This is a genomic window from Pseudosporangium ferrugineum, assembly GCF_003002065.1.
Lineage (GTDB): Bacteria > Actinomycetota > Actinomycetes > Mycobacteriales > Micromonosporaceae > Actinoplanes > Actinoplanes ferrugineus_A.
The window spans coordinates 315,083-332,020 of the sequence record NZ_PVZG01000010.1 but is presented as its reverse complement, the minus strand read 5'-3'; the positions used below and the strand labels follow the sequence as shown (position 1 = coordinate 332,020).

The following is a 16,938-nucleotide window of genomic DNA, read 5'->3' as shown; positions in this document are numbered from 1 at the left end:
CGCAGGCTGGGCGCGTGGATCTGCTTCGCCGACGAGTCCGGCATCTCGCTGAGACCAGCCCGGGCCCGCACCTGGGCCCGGCGAGGCACCACCCCCATCGTCACCGTCGCCGGGCGCGGCGGCCGCAAACTCTCCCTCGCCGGGATCGTCGCCTACCACGCCGGACATCAGCCGCGCATCATCTACCGCACCATGGTCCACCGAGGACGTAAAGGCGAACCGAAAGGCTTCGGCGAAGACCACTTCGCCAAGCTCCTCGACGCCGCCCACCAACACCTCAACGCGCCGATCGTCCTGCTCTGGGACGGACTACCCGCGCACAAATCCGCCAAGATGCGCGCCCTGATCACCGCCCGGCCCTGGCTACGCGTCTACCGTCTTCCCGGCTACGCCCCGGAACTCAACCCCGTGGAGAACCTGTGGTCCAGCCTCAAACGCAGCATGGCCAACCTCGCTCCGGGCCGCACCGACGACCTACTCCGAGTCGCGAAGAACCGGCTCAAACGCATGCAATACCGGCCGACCCTCGCCTACGGATTCCTCGCCACCAGCGGACTGGCGCCACCCTGACCCTGACCCCAAAAGCTCAGTAAACGGTCGTGCGCACCGCCTGGAGCGTGTAGGTGTGCGGCACCCGCCGCGGACGGTCCTTGACCTGCCATTCGCCGCCCGGCAGCCGCGTCATCACGCCCGGCAGCGCCTCCCACGGCACCGAGTCGTGCTCGACCAGGCCGGTGATCGTCATCCCCGCCTCGAGCAGCGCGGTGACGATCTCGCCGAGGCCGTGGTTCCACGAGTGGGTGGTCGTGTGCACGAACGTGTGGTCCGCCTCGACGTACGTGCCCTCCTCGTTGAAGATCAACGGCTCCTCGTGCTCGAAGTACGGGTACTCGAGCACCAGCAGGTCGTCGTCGCGCCCGTCCTGCAACGACCACAGCACCGGGTGCCCCTCCCGGATGAACAGCCGTCCGCCCGGCTTCAACAGGGTGGCCACCACCCGTGCCCACCGCCGGATGTCGGGCAGCCAGCCGATCGCCCCGATGCCGGTGTAAACAAGATCAAAAGCGCCGTTCCCGAGTACGCCGGGAGCGCCGTACACGTCGGATTCGACGAAGTCGACGGGGTTGCCGGCCGACTCCGAGAGCTTGCGGGCCTCGGCGAGCGACGCCGGGGAGAAGTCCAGGCCGGTCATGCTCGCGCCCAGCCGGGCCAGGGACACGGTGTCCGTGCCGATGTGACACTGCAAGTGGATGCCGCGCAGCCCGCCGAGGTCGCCGAGCAGCGGCCGGTCGAACGTGACGGTGTCGCTCAGGTGGGCGGGATCCCGGGCGAAGGCGGCAAGGTCGTAACCGGCCGAGGCGGCGTGGACGGGCGCGCGCTCGTCCCAGTTGGCGCGGTTGACGTCGCGGTAGTCGCTCATGATCGCCGACGCTATAGCACCGGCCCTCCACCCGCGCCGTGGTTTTCCCGCGGCCCGTGGCACATCATATTGAGCGCGTAGCGTTAGATGGCGGGTCGACACAGTTGATGCGAAGGTGGTGCGGGTGTGGAAGCCAGGCGTACGACCGTGCGGGACGTCCGCCGAGCGAACCGGGCCAGCCTGCTCACCGACCTGTTCCACGGCGGACGCCAGAGCCGGCAGGAGCTGGGTGACACCACCGCGCTCAGCCAGGCCAGCGTCAGCAACCTGATCGGCGAGATGATCGAGGAGGGCCTGGTCGAGGAGGCCGGCCTGGTCGGCTCGGACGGCGGCCGGCCGCGCGCGCTGCTGCGGGTCGCGCCCGGCTACGGCTACGTCGCGGGCGCCGACGTCGGCGAGAGCCGGGTGACGGTCGAGCTGTACGACCTGGCGATGTCCCGCCTCGGCTTCGCCCAGTTCTCCCTGACGGCCGCCGGCACCGCGGGCACCCGGCCGGCCGGCGGCGGTGTCGCGGCGGATCCGCAGCTGGCGGCGGCGAAGGTGCTCGAGGGGCTCGACGCGGTCGTCGCCGAGGCGGGCATCGAGAAGTCCGAGGTGCTCGGGTTCGGCGTCGGCGTCGCCGGGGTCGTCGACCAGACCGGCGAGGCACCCGTCGTCCACTCGCAGACGACCGGCTGGGACGGCGTGCCGCTGGGCCGGATGCTGCGCGAGGGCACTGACGTCCCGGTCTACGTGGAGAACGGCGCCAAGACCGTCGGCCAGGCCGAGATGTGGTTCGGCGCCGGCCGCGGGGCACGCCACGCGGTCATCGTCATGGTCGGCCAGGGCGTCGGCGCGGCCGTCGTGATGGACGGGCGCAGCTACCGCGGCGCGCACAGCAACGCGGGGGAGTGGGGACACACCACCCTCGTGTACGACGGCGACGTCTGCCGGTGCGGGGCGAAGGGGTGCCTGGAGGCGTACATCGGCAGCGACAAGGTGATCGCCCGCCTGGCCGAGGTGACCGGCCAGAGCCCGGACCCGAAGTTGCTCTCGCGGGTGCTCGCCGCCGAGGGCGCCCTAGACCCGGAGGTCGCGGAGGTCATCCGGCAGACCGTCGGCTACCTCGGCGCGGGCATCGCCGGACTCGTCAACCTGTTCTCCCCGGAGCGCATCGTGCTGGGCGGCCCGGCCGGCTTGGCCCTGGGAGAGCGCTTTCTTCCCGACATTCGCGACGCGGCCGCCCGGAACGCCCTGCGCCATCCCTACTCCCGCACCCGCATCGACCTGTGCCAGCTCGGGCCGGACGCGGTGGCGATGGGCGCGGCGACCCTCCCGATCGCCCGGCTCCTCGCGGACGGCGGCCTCCCGTCGACGGCGGGCCCGGCCCCGATGTCCCGCGCCGCCCACCGCCGCTCCCTGAGCCGCGGCCGCCACTGACCCAGCGCCTCCGCGAACGCCGGCCGGACGCGCGGGGCCGGCGGGTCACGGCAGGGCGGTTCCTCGCGGTGGTGGCGGTGGAGCGCGACCGCGGGGTGGAGCTGTGGTCACCCGTCCGATGCCCCCGAAACGCCGGGTCGGGCCCGGTCGCCGCAGGCGTCCATAGCCGGATGCCCGCCGCGACCCGCGCCGACGGAACGCCGGCCGGTCGTCGCTGCCGGACCTCGGGTGGGTCGGTCACGCAGGGCTGGAATGCGGCCGGGTGGGTCGGTCGCGCTGGGCTGGGATGCGGCCGGGTGGGTCGGTCGCGCTGGGCTGGGATGCGGCCGGGTGGGTCGGTCGCGCTGGGCTGGAATGCGGCCGGGCGCGGCGGTCCGGAGACCGTCGCGCCCGGGGGTGCGGCGTCAGGTGTTGCGGGTCAGGCGTTGCGGTGGCGGCTGATCGTGTCGCGGTACCACAGGGCCGACTGCTTCGGCGTACGTTCCTGGGTCTCGTAGTCCACGTGCACGATGCCGAAGCGCTTCGCGTAGCCCTCGGCCCACTCGAAGTTGTCCATCAGGGACCAGGCGAAGTAGCCGCGTACGTCCGCGCCCTGCTCCCGGGCCGCGGCCACCGCCGCGATGTGCTCGGCGAGGTACGCCGTGCGGTCCTCGTCCGCCACGAAGCCCGACTCGTCCGCCGCGTCGTCGAAGGCCGCGCCGTTCTCCGTGACGACGAGCGGCAGGCCCGGGTAGTCGCGGTGGAGGCGTACCAGGAGCTGGGTGAAGCGTTCCGGGGTGATCGGCCAGTTCATCGCCGTGCGGGGACGGTCCGGGATGACCGCGCGGACCACCGGGTGCCCGTCCGCGTCGACCTCGTTGCCGTCCTCGTCGGTGCCGCTGAAGTCCTGGCCGAAGTAGAAGTTGACGCCCAGCACCTCGAACGGCGTGGAGATGATCTCGAGGTCGCCGTCCTGGACCGGGAACGACGCGCCGCGGGCGGCCAGGTCGTCGACCATGTCCTGCGGGTACGCGCCCCGGTGCAGCGGGTCCAGGTAGATGCGCAGCCCCATGCCGTCGGCGCGGCGGGCGGCGTCGCGGTCCCGCTGCGTGTCGGTCGCGGGGTCCGCCGTACCCATGTTCAGGGTGATGCCGAAGGTGTGCTCGCGGGTCGCCGCGGCCCGCATCCGCTGGGTGGCGAGGCCGTGGCCGAGCAGCAGGTGGTGCACGGCCGCGAGCGCGGCGTCGAAGTCCTTGCGGCCCGGGGCGTGCACGCCGGTGGCGTAGCCCAGCCACGCCGAGCACCACGGCTCGTTCATCGTGGTCCAGGTCTCGACGCGGTCGCTGAGCTTGTCGAAGACCAGCATCGCGTAGTCGGCGAACCGGTACGCGGTGTCCCGGTTCGGCCAGCCGCCCGCGTCCTCGAGCTCCTGCGGGAGGTCCCAGTGGTAGAGCGTGACCCACGGGTCGACGCCGGCCGTGAGCAACTCGTCGGTGAGCCGGTCGTAGAAGCCGAGGCCGGCCGGGTTGACCGGGCCGCGGCCGTGCGGCTGGACCCGCGGCCACGCCACCGAGAACCGGTACGTGTCCACGCCGAGGCTCTTGATCAGCGCGACGTCCTGCGGCATCCGGTGGTAGTGGTCGCAGGCGACGTCGCCGTGGTCACCGCCGGCGACGGCGCCGGGCACCCGGCAGAACGTGTCCCAGATGGACGGTGTGCGCCCGTCCTCGGCGACGGCACCCTCGATCTGGTACGAGGAGGTGGCCACGCCCCACTTGAACGACGGGGGGAAGTCGGCTGCGGGCAACAGCAGCCCGGGGGCGGAGCTGACGGTGGGGTTCATGCTTCTCCTGGTGGGGATGGGGGACGGCCCCGGCGCGCGGGGGCCGGGGCCGTCGGAGAACGCTGTCTAGGCGACGGGCTGCTTGACCGGGTGCAGCCAGCAGGCCACGGTGCGGGCCGACCCGTCCGGGGTGTCCGGGTTGCCGAGCACCGGGATGTTGCCGGCGCACGGGTCGAACGCCTTCGGGCAGCGCGGGTGGAACGAGCAGCCGGTCGGCATGCCCTTGAGGTCGGGCGGGGACCCGGGGATGCCGGTGAGCTCCCGGCGGGCGCCGCGCAGGGCGGGGAAGGAGCCGAGCAGGCCCGCACTGTACGGGTGCAGCGAGTCGCGGTACAGCGCGGTCGCCTGTGCCTCCTCGACGATGCGGCCGCCGTACATGATCGCGATCCGGTTGGAGAATTCCACCAGCAGCGACAGGTCGTGCGTGATGAAGATGACCGAGAAGCCCAGCCGTTCCCGCAGCTCGATGAGCTGGCCCAGGATCTGCCGCTGCATCACCACGTCCAGCGCGGTGGTCGGCTCGTCCATGATGACCACCTGCGGTTGCAGGATCAGCGCCATGCCGATCATCACGCGCTGCCGCATGCCGCCGGAGAGCTGGTGCGGGTAGGCGTCCATCCGGTCCGGCGAGATGCCGACCAGCTTCAGCATCTCGCGGGCCCGGGCGGTGCGGCTGTGCGCCGACATCTTGGGCTCGTGGGCCTCGAGAACATCGTTCAACTGCGTCGAGATCTTGTGTACGGGGTTGAGCGAGTTCATCGCCCCCTGGAACACGATGGCCGTCTCCGCCCACCGGAACTTGCGGAGTCCGCGGTCGTCGAGGCCCAGCACGTCGTACGGCTCGGCGTTCTCGGGGTGGTAGATGACCTCGCCGCCGGTGATCACGCCCGGCGGGGCGAGGAGCCGGGTGAGGCCGTACGCGAGGGTCGACTTGCCGGAGCCGGACTCGCCGGCCAGGCCCAGCACCTCGCCCCGGTGCAGGGTGAGGTTCACGTCGCGGACCGCGCGCACCGCCTGGTCGCCCAGGCCGTAGTCGACGTTGAGGTTCTTGATCTCCAGGACCGGCTCGCCGCTCATTGCGTGGCCTCCTTGCTGCGGTTCACCGGCGTCGCCGCCGCCGTGTTGACAGGGATCGGCCGCGCGTGGGTGTGCGGCGCCGACGAGTTGCTCAGCACCGGGGTGAAGCCGACGCGCATCCGTACCGTGCGGCCGGAGGCGGTCTTGATCTTGGTCTTGCCGGCGCTCCGCAGGCGCGGGCTGACGAACTCGTCGATGCCGAAGTTGATCAGCGAGAGCGCGGTGCCGAGGAAGGCGATCGCCAGGCCGGCCGGCACGAACCACCACCAGGCGCCCTGGGCGAGGGCCTGCTGGCTCTGCGCCCAGAACAGGATGGTGCCCCAGTTCCAGCTGGACACCGAGCCGATGCCGATGAACGCCAGGGTGATCTCGGAGGTGACCGCGAAGATGACGGTGCCGACGAAGCCGGACGCGATGATGGCGGTCAGGTTGGGCAGGATCTCGAAGATGATGATCCGCCAGGTCGACTCGCCGTTGGCGCGGGCCGCCTCGACGTATTCGCGTCTGCGCAGCGACAGCGTCTGCGCCCGGAGCACCCGGGCGCCCCACGCCCACGACGTGAAGCCGATGATCAGCGCGACCAGGGTGTCGCCGCCGCCGGGCGCCGCCGCCGTCACGATGATGATCAGCGGCAGCGCCGGGATCACCAGGAAGACGTTGGACAGCGCGGAGAGGCTGTCGTCCCAGCCGCCGCCGAGGTAGCCGGCGGTGACGCCGATGAGGACCGACAGGATCGTGGCGAGCGCGCCGGCGGCGAGGCCGACCAGCATGACGCCGCGGGTGCCGACCAGCACCTGGCTGAGGATGTCCTGGCCGAGGTGGGTGGTGCCGAACCAGTGGTCGGCCGACGGCGGCGCGGTCAGCGCCGGCCCGCGGGCGTCCGGGTCGTACGGCGCCACCCACGGCCCGATGATCGCGAACAGCAGGTAGAGGCCGAGCACGATCAGGCCGGTGAGGGCCTTGCCGTTGGCGACGAAGCGGAACCGCTTGCGCCGCGCCCGGCCGGGCTTCGCCGGCTCGGGCTGCGCCATCGCGCCCTGCCCGGGGATGACCTGCTCGACGCTGGAGGTGGGGATGGTCACCGGTCAGCCCTCCTTGCGGGTACGCGGGTCGAGCATCAGGTACGCGATGTCGGCGATGAGGTTCGCCACGAGTACCGAGATGGTGATGACGAGGAAGATGCCCTGCATCAGCGGGTAGTCCTTGGCGCCCACCGCGCGGAAGAGCAGGAAACCCAGCCCCGGGTACGAGAACACGATCTCCACCAGCAGGGTGCCGCCGACGATGAAGCCCAGCGACAGCGCGAAGCCGGAGACGTTGGGCAGCAGGGCGTTGCGGGCCGCGTACCCCAGGGCCACCCGGCGCTCGGAGAGGCCCTTGGCGTGCGCGACGGTGATGTAGTCCTCCGCCGCGACGGTGACCATCATGTTGCGCATGCTGAGGATCCAGCCGCTGACCGACGAGATGAGGATCGTCAGCGCGGGCAGCAGGCTGTGCTGGATGGCGCTCGGGATGAAGTACTGGTCCCAGGCCGGCACCAGGCCCGGCTCGTAGCCGCCCGAGGACGGGAAGAAGCTGTCCGGGCCGGCGAGCAGGTAGATCGCCAGCAGGCCGAGCCAGAAGTACGGCACCGAGGAGAGGAAGGTCGTGGTCGGCAGCAGGCCGTCGATCCACGAGCCGCGCCGCCAGCCGGCGAGCACGCCGAGGCCGGTGCCGAGCAGGAAGCTGATGATGGTGGTGATGCCGACCAGCGCCACCGTCCACGGCAGCGCGTCGGAGATGACCTGCGAGACCGACGCCGGGAACGCGGTGAACGACAGGCCGAGGTCGCCGTGGAACAGCTGCTTCCAGTAGTCGAGGTACTGGCTCCAGATGCTGGCGTCCTTGTCCAGGCCGAACAGGACGTACAGGGAGTCGATCGCGTCCGTGCTCATCTGGCCCTGGAAGCGGGCGAGCAGCGACTTGACCGGGTCGCCGGGGATCATGCGGGGGATGAAGAAGTTGATGGTGATCGCGGCCCACGCGGTGAAGACGTAGAACAGGATCCGCTGGAGCAGGTACCTCATCGGGTGCCCTCCGCGTTCACGAGATCCGCGGCGGCGGCGGAACCGGGCTGCTGCGCGGCGACCGTGCCCTCGTCGTACAGCCAGCAGGCCGCCCAGTGACCGGGGGCGTCGCCGATCTCGAGGCGTACCGGCAGGTCGGTGGTGCACCGCGGCATCGCCATCGGGCAGCGCGGGTGGAAGCGGCAGCCGGCCGGCGGGCGGATCAGGCTGGGCGGCTCGCCGTTGCCGCGGTCCCCGGTGTCCTCGAGCATGTTGTGGATGCGGTCCGGGTCCGGGGCCGAATCGATCAGCAGCCGGGTGTACGGGTGGGCCGGCGCCTGCGTGACGCTCTCGCTGTCGCCGCCCTCGACCATCCGCCCGGCGTACATGACCAGGGTCTCGTCGGCGAAGTAGCGCGCCGACGCGATGTCGTGGGTGATGTAGAGGATGGCGAGGTTGAGCCGTTCCTTCAGGTCGCGCAGCAGGTTGAGCACGCCGAGGCGGATGGACACGTCCAGCATGGACACCGGCTCGTCGGCGAGCAGGGCCTCCGGGTTCGCGCCGAGCGCCCGGGCGATGGCGACGCGCTGGCGCTGGCCGCCGGAGAGCTCGTGCGGGAACTTGTCGAGGTAGCGCTCGGGCGGGGTCAGGCTGACCCGGGTGAGCAGGTCGGCCAGGGCGCGCTCGAGGTCGTCGGCGGACGTGCCGGCGTTGCCGTGGATCTTCAGCGACCGGGTGAGGTGGTACCGGATCGTGTGCACCGGGTTCAGCGACGCGAACGGGTCCTGGAAGATCATCTGCACCCGGCGGGCGTACGCCCGGAACGGCCGGCCCCCCTTGACCCGGGTGGACTCGCCGTGCAGCTGGATGTCGCCGGCCGTCCGCGGGTACAGCTGCGCGAGCAGGCGCGCGACTGTGGACTTGCCGGAGCCGGACTCGCCGACGAGGGCTACCACCCGGCCACGCCGCAGCGTGAGGTTCACGTCGTCGACAGCGTGCACCGCGTCGTGCTCGCGCTTGAACAGGTCGCGCAGCTTCCGGCGTACGGGGAAGTGCTTGGTCAGGCCGATCGCCTCAAGCACCACCTCGCCGGCCGGCGCCTTCGCGTCGGGGCTCAACGTCATGGTCGAGTTCCTTTTGAGGGGGGTCGGACCCGCCGCGGGCCGCCCCCGGGACGCGGGTCCCGGGGGCGGCGGAGCGGATCAGGAGTTGGCGGGCTTGAGGTGCAGGACGACGTCCAGGGCGTTGGCCTGCGTGGGCTGGCCGGCGCCGTAGGGGTTGGTGTCGTCGGGCCAGCCGACCCAGTTCTTCGTGCTGTACGCCATGCCGACGTTGTCCGCGCCGACCGGGATCATCGGGACCTGCTCGACGAAGATCTTCTGCAGCGTGTTCAGCGCGGTGGTGCGGGCGGCGTCGTCCGAGGCGTTCGCGTAGTCCGCGATGGCCTTGGTGGCGGCGTCGCTCTTGAAGCGGCCGAAGTTGCCACCCGGGGCGGCGGTGCCGATCGGCTTCATGACCTTGCCGTCCATGACGGTCTGGTAGATGTCCCACGGCGTCGAGCCGCCGTTGGTCCAGCGGAACGTCGCGTCGAAGTTACCCTCCTCGACGTTGCGGAACCAGGCGTCCTGGTTGGCCTTGTCGACGCTGGCCTGGATGCCGATCTCGGCGAGGTTGCTCTTCACGATCTCGAGCGAGGTCTGGTAGTCGGACCAGCCGCTCGGGTCGGTCAGGGTCAGCTTGACCGGCTTGCCGCTCGGGTCGTTCAGCGTGTTGCCGTTGAGCTTGTAACCGGCCTGCTCGAGCAGGGCCTTGGCGCCCGGCACGTCGACGGTCTGGTTCTTGCCCTTGTACTCGGGCGCGATGAACGCGTCACCGGCCGGCGACGGCAGGCCGGTCACGCTGGTGATCAGCGGGTGGAAGTAGCCGGCCTCGGCCTGGTTGAAGATGTCCTCGCGGTTGACGACCATGTTCATGGCCTGGCGCAGCTTCGGGTCGTCGAACGGCTTCTTGGTGGTGTTGATGTAGAGGCCGTGGATGCCCAGCACCGGCGGCGCCCAGACCTTGTAGTGCGCCGGGTCCTTGTCGAGGAAGACCGTCTTGTAGTTGGGGATGAAGACGAAGCTCCACTCGTTGGAGCCGTCCGACAGGGCGGTGGTCTGCGCGTTGTTGTCGGTGTACGACGTGTAGCGCAGCTCCTTGACCTGCGGCAGCGCCTGCCAGTAGCCCTCGGTGCGGACCGACAGCGTGGTGGTCTGCGGGGTGAAGGACTTCAGCGTGTACGGGCCGGAGCCGACCGGGTTCTTGTTCGGGTCCTTGCTCGGGTCGCTGATCTTCTCCCAGACGTGCTTGGGCACAATCGGGGTCTGGCCCAGCCACTTGTCCTTGTAGACGAACATCGAGCTCTTGAACGTGACGGTGACCGTGTTGCCGGTCGCCGTGACCTCGCCGTACGGGGTGGCGGCGAGGTTGATCGCGTCGTTCTTCTTGATCAGGTTGAACGTGAAGGCGACGTCCTCGGCGGTCACCTTCTGGCCGTCCGACCAGGTCGCGTTGTCGCGTACGGTGATCGTGACCTTCTTGAAGTCCGGCGCCCACTCGGCCCCGGTGGCGAGCCACGGCTTGGCCGGGTCGGCCGGCTTGACCGGGTTCCACATCATCAGCGGCTCGTAGAGCATCCAGCGGTAGCCGAGCGACGCGCCCGCCGACGTGGTGAGGAACGGGTTGTGGTTCTCCGTCTGCGGGCCGTTCGGCATGCCCACGGTGAGGAAGGTGTTGCCGCCGGACGCGTTCTTGTTGCCCGCGTTCGGCGAGTCGCTGCACGCGGCGAGCCCGCCCGAGGCGAGCACGCCCGCCAGGGCGACCGCGAACAATTTCCTTCTCTGCATTTCTGGATCTCCTCAGGTATTGCGGATTCGGGTGAGAGGGGTGCCCGAGGAAGGGCGGCGGTGCGGCCGGGCGCGCGGAGGCATCCGGCGAGGGTGGTCAGGCAGTGGCCGGGTCCGCGCCGGTCGACGCGCGGGCCACGAACGTGGCGGGGATGACGGTCGGACGGTTGGGCAGGGGTGAGCCCTCGAAGTGGGCGAGCAGCGTGCGTGCCGCGGCCTCGCCCATCTCGCGCAACGGTTGGTGCACTGTGGTGAGTGGCGGCTGGGTGTGTGCCGCCATCGGGATGTCGTCGAAGCCCACCACCGCGACGTCCTGCGGGATGCGCCGGCCGCTGTCGAGCACGGCCTGCATGGCGCCGGTGGCGGAGAGGTCGTTGTGGGCGAAGACCGCGTCGAAGTCCAGCCCGGCCTCGATCGCCGCGTTCACGCCCTCGAAGCCGCACGCGATCGTGAAGTCGCCGGGCAGCACGTGGTCGTCCGGGATGGGGTGGCCGGCCTCGGCGTACTCGGTGGCGAAGCCCTCGAGGCGCTGGACGGTGCAGCCGAAGCGCTCCGGCCCGGCGATCACCAGCGGCTTGTGCCGCCCGATCTCGAGCAGGTGCCGCGCGGCCGATCCGGCGCCGGTGAAGTTGGTGGTGCCCACGCTCGGGATCTGGCCCGGCTGCACGTCCCGGTCGTCGATCAGCACCACCGGCAGCCCGCGGGCGTGCAGCGTGGCGATGTAGTCGAGGGTGCCCTCCGGCTCGATGACCAGCAGCCCGTCGAAGCTCTTCGCGGAGACCTGGGCGCCGAACTGACGCATCGACTCCTCGCCGCGGTTGCACGTGAACAGCAGCAACCCGTAGCGCTCGGTCTCCAGCACGTCGACCGCGCCCTGCAGCACCTCGCCGATCCAGGGCCAGGTCAGCGACGGTACGAGCATGCCGACGACCCGGGTGCGGCCGCGGGCCAGGCCGACGGCGCGGGAGCTGGGCACGTATCCCAGCTCGTCGATGACGGCGCGGACCCGGGCGGCGGTGGATTCGTCCAGCTCACCCTTGCCGTTGAGGACGCGCGAGACCGTGGTCTTGCTGACCTTGGCCCGGGCCGCGACATCGGCGATGGTGATCGGCACTGGTCCTCCGACTTGTGTCCGGGCGGTAACACCGCAGTTTCGGAACCGGTTTCGGGAGCGGTTCCGGCAGTAAACTCCGGTGAGCCGGGTCACGTCAACGCGTCGGCGCCTTTATTTAGGTTTCGAGACGGTAACCAAGGGCAGGCACGCTCGTTATAGGACTGCGCGAGAGCGGCCGAAGGTGCACGAATCGACCGGAGTCTACGCGCGCCCCCGCCCGGCCGCCGGGGACCCCTCCACCCGCCGGACCATCTCCGGCAGGACGCGGCCCAGCGGGGCGTCGACGATCAGGCCGGCGTACGGCTCGCCGCGGGTCACGCCCTGGTTGACGATGGCCACCCGGATGCCGTCCTTCGCGGCGCGCAGCACGAACCGGCGCCCGGACATCACGGTCAGCGAGGACCCGAGGACCAGCAGCGTCCGCGCCCCGGCGACCAGCTCGAAGCTGCGGGCGACCCGCTCCGGCGGCACCGTCTCACCGAAGTAGACGACGTCGGGCTTCAGCGTGCCGCCGCACACGTCGCAGCCGACCACGGTGAAGCCGTCCAGCTCGGCGTCGTCGATCTCCACGTCGCCGTCCGGGTTGACCGCCGACACGGCCGCCGCGAACCCCGGATTGGCCGCGTCCAGCCGCCGCTCCAGCTCCGAGCGCCCGGTACGGTGCCCGCAGTCCAGGCAGACCACCCGCGCCAGGTTGCCGTGCAGCTCGACGACGCCGTGCGCGCCGCCGTCCTGGTGCAGGCCGTCCACGTTCTGGGTGATGATCCCGTCCAGCCGCCCGAGCTCCTGCAGCCGGGCCACCGCCCGGTGCCCGGCATTGGGCCGCGCGTCGCCGATGGTCCGCCACCCGAGATGACTGCGCGCCCAGTACCGCCGCCGCGCCACGGGATCACGGGTGAACACCTGGTACGTCATCGGGGTGGTGCGCCGCGCGGCGCCGGAGGGCCCGCGGTAGTCCGGAATGCCGGACTCGGTGGAGAGGCCGGCGCCGCTGAGCACGACCACCCCACCGTCACCGACCCAACCGGCCAGCTCGTCGACTCGTTCCACCCCTCCATGGTCCCTCACCGCTGCGCCCGGCGGCCCCGTCGCCCTCGTCACCCGGCCCGTCGCCCGGCCTTCGCCATCCTGGCCTTTCGCCGCCTGGCTTCTCGGCCACGGCCTTTCGTCACCCTGGCCTTTCGTCGCCCGGCTTTTGGTTGCCCCGGCGTTTCGGCTCCCGGGCCTTTCGTCACCCGGCTTTTCGTTGCCCGGCGTTTCGCTCTCGGGCCTTTCGTCACCCGGCGGAGTGGGACGAAGCACTCAGTCGATGTGATCTGTGCACGGACCTGCGGATCACGGTAAGTTGATCGGGTGGCTGACGTCGCGCGCCTGCTTCCCCGTCTCTGGGACGGGCGCCGCCTGCTGCAGTTCCTCGCCGGCCTGGCCCTGATCGCGCTCGCCTTCGCGGCGCCCGCGCTGGCCGCCGCGCCCGAGCCGCAGGCCCCCGCCGTGGTCGTCACCACGGTCGACGCCCCCCTCAGCGGCTCCGCGGCCGACCGGATCGCCGAGCCCACCCCGGCCGCCGCCGGCGCCCCCGCGGAATCCCCCGCCACGGTCGTCCTCTCCGTCGACCGCACCGCCACCGGCCCGCTCTGCGACCGCGACGACCGCCACCCCGGCAGCGTCGCCCAGCGCCCGCACGCCGGTCGCGGCCCCCCGCTCGCCTGAGCCACCCCAGCCACCCACCCCGGACCCCCGCGTCCCGGGCGCTGCCCCGTGGCTGCGCCGGCACCCCTCACCCACCACCGAAAGCGATCCCCCCGACGCACGAGAGAAACCGGTGTCAACCGTGGAAACCGCTGCCGTCATCTGGATGACCTTGCTCCTCGCCGTCGCCTCCGCGACGGCCGCTTTCGCCATCCCCCGCCGCCCCCGCCCCACCGAGGCACCCGCGCGCAACGAAGCCGCCAACCGTCCGGCCCGCCGCAGCCTCGCCGACGTGGCCGCGCGGAACGAGAGCGCCGACCGGGCAAGCCGGCGGCGGGGCGCGGCCGGGGGGCCCCGGACGGGTCGCCGCCTTCTCGAGGCGGCCGGTCGTCCTGCGGCGGCCGGTCGTCCTGCGGCGGGCGGTCGTCCGACGACGGGCCGGCGGTTTCCCGCGCACGAGTATCCCGCCTTCGACGCCGACCGTTACGCCGAGGAGGTCGCGGTCGCCGCCGAACGGGCCGCCGAGACCGCCCGGCGCCGGCGGGTCGCCTGGGAGCGGGCGCAGGCGGAGGTGGACGAGGCGTGGGCCGCCTTCGACGCCGCCGACCGGACGGCCCGGCGGTGCACCGCCGCGGCCGCCTTCCCCGTGCTGAAGCAGCGGCGTACCCGGGTGGAGATCGCCGACCGGGAGCGTTTCCTGCACCGCACCGCGGTCGCCGCCTGCCGCCGCAAGGAGTTGTCGATCGCCCAGCTCAACGAGGTCCTGGCGCACCGGGACGGCTGGAATCCCCGCAAGCACCCGGTGGCGCAGGAGACCGCCCTGCGCGCGGCCGTCCGCGAGCACCGCTTCGCCGCGTACCAGGCGGCGACCGAGCGGGAGCGCGCCGCGTGGACGGAGGTCGAGAAGGCCGCCGCCGCCCTGCGGAGCCTGCGCGCCGAGGCGGTGGCGGCCCGCCTCCGCGTGGGCCGCGACCTGCGCCCCGAGGACGCCGGCCGCCGCCGGAGCACCGCCGAGCCCGTCGCCCGCCCGGCAGCCACCCTGGCCGCCCACTGACCACCCGTCCGCATCGCCTCGGCCGGGCCCGCAACCGCCACGACCGGTGAACCATCACGGCCACCCGAGCCCGGCGGGCAGCGCACCGGCCGCCGTCGACCCGCCCGTGGCGGCACCGCCGGCCGTCCGTCGACCCGCCCGGTGGCGGCACCGCCAGCCGGTGGCAGCGCCGCCGGCCGGTCGAGACCCGTCGTGTGTGGCAGCAATGCCGGCCGGTCGAGACTCGTCGTGCGTGGCGGCAACGCCGGCCGGTCGAGACCCGTCGTGTGTGGCAGCAACGCCGGTCGAGACCCGTCGGGTGTGGCAGCAATGCTGGCCGGTCGAGACCCGTCGTGCGCGGCGGTTCCGCACGACCCGCCGGGCGGGGTGGGATTGCCGGCCGATCGACGCCGGAGCGCTCCAGAGTGGACGGCTTGCGTTCACCCGTTGGGACGCGGCGCTCAGGCAGGCCAGGTACCGTCACAGGGGCGTTGACCGTGAGACGGCAGGAGGCCGAAGTGTCATTGACCCCGGCGGGCAGGCCGCCCGCCGTGCGGCTGCACCGGGCCGCACGGATCGAGGATGCCGTGCACGAGGTCATCGAGCGCCGGCTGCGCCAGCGTGGGTGGCAGCCGGTGATCACCGCGTATACCGGCTACGGCGCGCCCGGGTGGGCCCGGGTCATGGCGCGGGTGGTGCTGACGCGGCGTTCGCAGGTGCGCAGGCAGCGCGAGAAGGTGCGGGGGTGGCGGAGCTTCACGACCTCCCCGGTGAACAACGCGCCCGTGCAGATCCACATCGGCGACCGCGTGCATGAGACGCGTACGGATCGCAGCGGCTACGTGGACACCAGGGTCCGCGGCGACCTGGAGCCGGGGTGGGGTTGTGTGCGGCTGGTCGCCGAGGGCGCCGAGCCCGTCGAGGCGCCGATCCGGGTGGTCGACCCGGCGACCCGGTTCGGGGTGATCAGCGACATCGACGACACGGTCATGGTCACCGCCCTGCCGCGCCCGCTGCTCGCGGCGTGGAACACGTTCGTCCTCGACGAGCATGCGCGCACGGCGGTGCCCGGGATGGCCGTCCTCTACGAGCGGCTCGTCACCGCCAACCCGGGTGCGCCGGTCTTCTACCTGTCGACCGGGGCCTGGAACGTGGCGCCCACGCTCAGCCGGTTCCTGTCGCGGCACCTCTACCCGGCCGGGCCACTGCTGCTGACCGACTGGGGGCCGACCCCGGACCGGTGGTTCCGCAGCGGCCAGGAGCACAAGCGCAACACCCTGGCCCGGCTCTCCAGCGAGTTCCCGGAGATCCGGTGGCTGCTCATCGGCGACGACGGCCAGCACGACCAGGAGATCTACTCCGAGTTCGCGCACGCCCATCCGGACAGCGTGGCCGCGGTCGCGATCCGGCGGCTGTCGCCCACGCAGGCGGTCCTGGCCGGCGCCGTACCCGGGCCGTCGGGTGGCCCGGAAGCGGTCGGCTCGGGCGGCAAGACGTGGTTCTCCGCGCCGGACGGCGCGGGCCTGTGGTCGCTGCTGCGGGACACCGGCGTTGTGTGAGCCTCAGTCCTCGCCGGCCGTCGCCCGCGGCTCCCGGTCCGCCTCGGCGACCCGGGCGTGCAGCCGCTCCCGGATCTCGTCCGGCGAGTACGACCGCCGGCGCCGCTCCTGGCGCGCCAGCACCACACCCGTGGCGGCCACTCCCGCCAGTCCGGCCAGTCCCGCTACTTTCCACCAACGCATCTGCCGAGGATAGACACGTGGTTGCCGACATCAGCCTCGAAGAGGCCATCGATCTGACGCGTACGGGTGACATCTGGCTCTTCCGGGGCCGTTCGGGCCCGGACCGTGCCATCCAGGCCATGACCAACAGCCCGGTCAACCATGTCGGCATGTCCCTGGTGATCGAGGACATGCCGCCGCTGATGTGGCACGCCGAGCTGGGCAAGTCGCTGCCCGACCTGTGGTCGGGCACCTTCCAGCGCGGGGTGCAGCTGCACGATCTGCGGGACGCGGTGACGGTCTGGGCCCATCGGTACGGCCAGCGCGGCTGGTTGCGCCAGCTGGAGCAGCCGGTGACCAAGATCATGGAGGACCGGGCGCTCAGGACGGTCGCCCGGCTGGACGGCACCCCGTTCCCGTCGAGCGCGCAGCTGGCCTGGCGCTGGGCCCGGGGCCGGGTGCCGCAGCTGCGCCTGCCGTGGCAGAAGGGTGAGCGGTCCGAGGCCGACCTGGAGACGGCGTACTGCGCCGAGGTGGTCGCGGTGACCTACGAGGAGATGGGGCTGCTGCCGCGGGGGAAGCAGCCCAGCTGGTACGACCCGGGCCGGTTCTGGAGCGGCGACGACCTGGAGCTGTGCGACGGCTACCGGCTCGCCGACGAGATCGCGGTCCACATTCCCTGATCCGGGGTGTGACCCGGGTCTCCCGCGGGT

The 16,938-nt window shown here is 71.9% G+C and carries 16 protein-coding genes; 6 read left to right on the top strand and 10 right to left on the bottom strand.

Annotated features, from left to right (window positions below; translation table 11 throughout):
* On the top strand, positions 1-570 hold a 570-nt coding region (locus CLV70_RS22535; RefSeq protein WP_245908392.1), incomplete at its 5' end, for a transposase.
* A gap of 16 nt (positions 571-586) precedes the next feature.
* On the opposite strand, the gene CLV70_RS22530 is transcribed toward CLV70_RS22535, so the two are convergent.
* Positions 587-1,420, bottom strand: a complete 834-nt coding sequence (locus CLV70_RS22530; protein WP_106128540.1) for a class I SAM-dependent methyltransferase — start codon at positions 1,418-1,420, stop codon at positions 587-589.
* Positions 1,421-1,546: 126 nt separating this feature from the next.
* Here CLV70_RS22530 and CLV70_RS22525 point away from each other — a divergent pair, with 126 nt between their 5' ends.
* Positions 1,547-2,839, top strand: coding sequence for an ROK family transcriptional regulator (locus CLV70_RS22525; protein ID WP_106128539.1), 1,293 nt, complete (start codon positions 1,547-1,549; stop codon positions 2,837-2,839).
* A gap of 418 nt (positions 2,840-3,257) precedes the next feature.
* On the opposite strand, the gene CLV70_RS22520 is transcribed toward CLV70_RS22525, so the two are convergent.
* From CLV70_RS22520 to CLV70_RS22485, 8 genes are all read right to left on the bottom strand, one after another.
* Positions 3,258-4,661: a GH1 family beta-glucosidase gene (locus CLV70_RS22520; RefSeq protein WP_106128538.1), complete on the bottom strand. Its 1,404-nt coding sequence runs from the start codon at positions 4,659-4,661 to the stop codon at positions 3,258-3,260.
* A gap of 66 nt (positions 4,662-4,727) precedes the next feature.
* Positions 4,728-5,738: an ABC transporter ATP-binding protein gene (locus CLV70_RS22515; RefSeq protein ID WP_106128537.1), complete on the bottom strand. Its 1,011-nt coding sequence runs from the start codon at positions 5,736-5,738 to the stop codon at positions 4,728-4,730.
* Entirely contained in the window at positions 5,735-6,820 is a 1,086-nt protein-coding gene (locus CLV70_RS22510) for an ABC transporter permease (protein WP_211303834.1), read from the bottom strand. The genes CLV70_RS22515 and CLV70_RS22510 overlap by 4 nt, the downstream gene beginning before the upstream one ends.
* A 3-nt stretch (positions 6,821-6,823) precedes the next feature.
* Positions 6,824-7,804: an ABC transporter permease gene (locus CLV70_RS22505; RefSeq protein WP_106128536.1), complete on the bottom strand. Its 981-nt coding sequence runs from the start codon at positions 7,802-7,804 to the stop codon at positions 6,824-6,826.
* Positions 7,801-8,907: an ABC transporter ATP-binding protein gene (locus CLV70_RS22500; RefSeq protein ID WP_106128535.1), complete on the bottom strand. Its 1,107-nt coding sequence runs from the start codon at positions 8,905-8,907 to the stop codon at positions 7,801-7,803. Before CLV70_RS22500 ends, CLV70_RS22505 begins: the two co-directional genes overlap by 4 nt.
* 78 nt (positions 8,908-8,985) lie before the next feature.
* Positions 8,986-10,668: an ABC transporter substrate-binding protein gene (locus tag CLV70_RS22495; protein WP_106128534.1), complete on the bottom strand. Its 1,683-nt coding sequence runs from the start codon at positions 10,666-10,668 to the stop codon at positions 8,986-8,988.
* 97 nt (positions 10,669-10,765) lie between these two features.
* Positions 10,766-11,782, bottom strand: a complete 1,017-nt coding sequence (locus CLV70_RS22490; protein ID WP_106128533.1) for a LacI family DNA-binding transcriptional regulator — start codon at positions 11,780-11,782, stop codon at positions 10,766-10,768.
* A 201-nt stretch (positions 11,783-11,983) separates the two neighbouring features.
* A complete protein-coding gene (locus CLV70_RS22485) occupies positions 11,984-12,832 on the bottom strand; it encodes an NAD-dependent protein deacetylase (protein WP_106128532.1) in 849 nt (282 codons plus the stop codon).
* Between the two features lie 303 nt (positions 12,833-13,135).
* Here CLV70_RS22485 and CLV70_RS22480 point away from each other — a divergent pair, with 303 nt between their 5' ends.
* The 3 genes from CLV70_RS22480 (at position 13,136) to CLV70_RS22470 (ending at position 16,063) form a co-directional block, all read left to right on the top strand.
* Positions 13,136-13,492: a hypothetical protein gene (locus CLV70_RS22480; protein ID WP_106128531.1), complete on the top strand. Its 357-nt coding sequence runs from the start codon at positions 13,136-13,138 to the stop codon at positions 13,490-13,492.
* A gap of 145 nt (positions 13,493-13,637) precedes the next feature.
* Positions 13,638-14,525, top strand: a complete 888-nt coding sequence (locus tag CLV70_RS22475; RefSeq protein WP_146164122.1) for a hypothetical protein — start codon at positions 13,638-13,640, stop codon at positions 14,523-14,525.
* A gap of 476 nt (positions 14,526-15,001) precedes the next feature.
* Complete coding sequence (locus CLV70_RS22470; protein ID WP_425440197.1) at positions 15,002-16,063, top strand: App1 family protein phosphatidate phosphatase; 1,062 nt, start codon at positions 15,002-15,004, stop codon at positions 16,061-16,063.
* 3 nt (positions 16,064-16,066) lie between these two features.
* Here the strand turns inward: CLV70_RS22470 and CLV70_RS22465 are convergent, their stop codons facing one another.
* Complete coding sequence (locus tag CLV70_RS22465) at positions 16,067-16,246, bottom strand: hypothetical protein (protein WP_106128528.1); 180 nt, start codon at positions 16,244-16,246, stop codon at positions 16,067-16,069.
* Between the two features lie 17 nt (positions 16,247-16,263).
* On the opposite strand from CLV70_RS22465, the gene CLV70_RS22460 reads away from it, so the two are divergent.
* A complete protein-coding gene (locus tag CLV70_RS22460; RefSeq protein ID WP_106128527.1) occupies positions 16,264-16,908 on the top strand; it encodes a hypothetical protein in 645 nt (214 codons plus the stop codon).
* The last annotated feature ends 30 nt before the right edge of the window (positions 16,909-16,938 follow it).

Bases quoted from the DNA above. Each gene is read 5' to 3' on its own strand.
- CLV70_RS22530 (WP_106128540.1), bottom strand. From the start codon at position 1,420: ATGAGCGACTACCGCGACGTCAACCGCGCCAACTGGGACGAGCGCGCG.
- CLV70_RS22520 (WP_106128538.1), bottom strand. From the start codon at position 4,661: ATGAACCCCACCGTCAGCTCCGCCCCCGGGCTGCTGTTGCCCGCAGCC.
- CLV70_RS22515 (WP_106128537.1), bottom strand. From the start codon at position 5,738: ATGAGCGGCGAGCCGGTCCTGGAGATCAAGAACCTCAACGTCGACTAC.
- CLV70_RS22505 (WP_106128536.1), bottom strand. From the start codon at position 7,804: ATGAGGTACCTGCTCCAGCGGATCCTGTTCTACGTCTTCACCGCGTGG.
- CLV70_RS22500 (WP_106128535.1), bottom strand. From the start codon at position 8,907: ATGACGTTGAGCCCCGACGCGAAGGCGCCGGCCGGCGAGGTGGTGCTT.
- CLV70_RS22495 (WP_106128534.1), bottom strand. From the start codon at position 10,668: ATGCAGAGAAGGAAATTGTTCGCGGTCGCCCTGGCGGGCGTGCTCGCC.
- CLV70_RS22475 (WP_146164122.1), top strand. From the start codon at position 13,638: ATGACCTTGCTCCTCGCCGTCGCCTCCGCGACGGCCGCTTTCGCCATC.
- CLV70_RS22465 (WP_106128528.1), bottom strand. From the start codon at position 16,246: ATGCGTTGGTGGAAAGTAGCGGGACTGGCCGGACTGGCGGGAGTGGCC.